Genomic DNA, 1,906 nt, shown 5'->3' with positions numbered 1-1,906 from the left:
GGCTTGCGCACCCGTCCTCGATCGATCTGTCCGGCCGCACCTTGCGGTTCCTGACCGGCCGGCCGCCAGTCGGGCGGCGGAGCCCGGGACGCGCCGGCGGCGCGGTGGCACCTAACACCCCTGCGGAAGCTACGCTGCAGCACCAACCGAATTACCGACGCGGTGAAGGCCGTGCTCGTCCTTCACCACGCGTTAGCGTGAGGTTGGAAAGAACTCCCTGCACGCAGAGAGTGCCCTCCGCCTGGACGGTAGAATCCCAGGAAGGTTCATCGTCTTGAGTCAGGAAGGCACTTTCGCTTTTCCGTCTCGACAGCAGCCGCACGCAAGCGAAACGGCGAGGCTGAACCTGATCGCTTGAGAATCGGGCCCCACCTCGATCACGAGCGGGATCCGATTTCCGTGATGGCCCGGTCAACCCACGATGTGGTTCCACTGTCCGAATTGTCCGAGTGGAAAGTCCCTGAGTTTTACGTATTTTCCGGTTTCGTCGAGCCGGCCCGACGCAGCAGCCGCACTTCCCGCGTTTCCGTAGTAGAAGAACAGTCGGCCACTGTCGGGGGACACTATATCCACCCAGATCCCGAATTTTCCGGGCGGGAAGTTTTTCATGTGGACGTAGTCGCCGGATGTGTCAAGCTTTCCTGATCCGCCGGCCCGGGTGATCGAGTCGTAGAAGAAGAGCCGGCCATCGCCAAGGGGCACGATGTTGGTCCACTGTCCGAACTGTCCGGCTGGAAAGTCCTTGAGGTTCACGTATTTTCCGGTGTCGTCGAGTCGACCCGACGCGGCAACCGCGCTTCCCGCGTTGTTGTTGTAGAAGAAAAGCAGGCCATCGCCGGGAGATACGATCGAATGCCAGTTCCCGAATTTTCCGGGCGGGAAGTCCTTCATGTGGACGTAGTCACCGGACGCGTCAAGCTTTCCTGATCCGCCGGCCCGGGTGATCGAGTCGTAGAAGAAGAGCCGGCCATCGCCAAGGGGCACGATGTTGGTCCACTGTCCGAACTGTCCGGCTGGAAAGTCCTTGAGTTTCACGTATTTTCCGGTGTCGTCGAGTCGACCCGACGCGGCAACCGCGCTTCCCGCGTTGTTGTTGTAGAAGAACAGCCGACCATTGCCGGGGGATACGATAATCGCCCAGCTCCTGAATTTTCCGGGCGGGAAGTCCTTCATGTGGATGTAGTCACCGGACGCGTCAAGTTTCCCTGATCCGCCAGCCCCCGTAATATCGTCATAGAAGAACATTGCATTTACCCTTTCATGGGACTGGAATTAGCGGGAGTCTCATCTTCAGGGCCGGCTAGGGGCTAAGTTCCCCGCAGGCGGTGAGTCCGACGAGGTTTCGGATGGGAACCCTGCGCGAGCTTCACTTCGACGAGTCAGTCGGCTCTCCAATATGCTCGATCGTGCCCCATGACGCGATCTGGAAGGTCAAGCGCTGCGCGTTCTGGTAGGAGGCCCATGGTGGTCTCCGTGGAGGCGGCCCGTGAGGTGTTCCGGCGGGGCAGGTTGGGCACCCGACAGAGCCTGGGCGTCGTCCCAGGCGTTCGGATTCTGGCGCCTTGATGCCCTGCGCCACCTGGCGGGACGCCATCCCATGTTCGACCCACAACAATCGTGGCACGAAGCCTGAATGGCTGCGACTCGAAAGGGTGCGACTTTATCGAAACGCGGTATGAGACTCCGAACCGCGCGTTAAAATTGAAATTATTCGCCAATTTTCTGCCTCGTTGCCATGAGCGAGCAGGAAAGGGAGCGTCTGCTGGACTTGAAATTGTGGTGGCGCAGTGAGTCTTTTCCGAGGTGACGGCGTGGAAGGCGAGTTGGGCAGTCCTGTGCAACGATGAAGCTCCTGGTGGACGGGTTCTCGACCAAGATCGTCCGTGTCTGCCAGGAGCTTCGCGGG

Annotated in this window: 1 protein-coding gene and 1 pseudogene; one reads left to right on the top strand and one right to left on the bottom strand. The window is 60.1% G+C overall.

Going from position 1 to position 1,906, the window contains the following annotated elements; translation table 11 throughout:
• Nucleotides 1-120: 120 nt before the first annotated feature.
• Nucleotides 121-201 (top strand): annotated as a pseudogene (locus tag ABZ318_RS39540) (IS5/IS1182 family transposase); the annotation flags it as partial.
• 210 nt (nucleotides 202-411) lie between these two features.
• On the opposite strand, the gene ABZ318_RS39535 reads toward ABZ318_RS39540, so the two are convergent.
• Complete coding sequence (locus tag ABZ318_RS39535) at nucleotides 412-1,245, bottom strand: hypothetical protein (protein WP_356907244.1); 834 nt, start codon at nucleotides 1,243-1,245, stop codon at nucleotides 412-414.
• Nucleotides 1,246-1,906 lie beyond the last annotated feature (661 nt).

The sequence above is a fragment of the Streptomyces sp. NPDC006197 genome (assembly GCF_040613865.1).
Classification (GTDB): domain Bacteria; phylum Actinomycetota; class Actinomycetes; order Streptomycetales; family Streptomycetaceae; genus Streptomyces.
Note: the sequence above shows the minus strand (reverse complement) of the source record. Positions and strands in the feature narration are given on the sequence as shown.

Excerpts from the sequence above, each read along its gene's own strand:
- ABZ318_RS39535 (WP_356907244.1), bottom strand. The coding sequence starts at position 1,245 with ATGTTCTTCTATGACGATATTACGGGGGCTGGCGGATCAGGGAAACTT.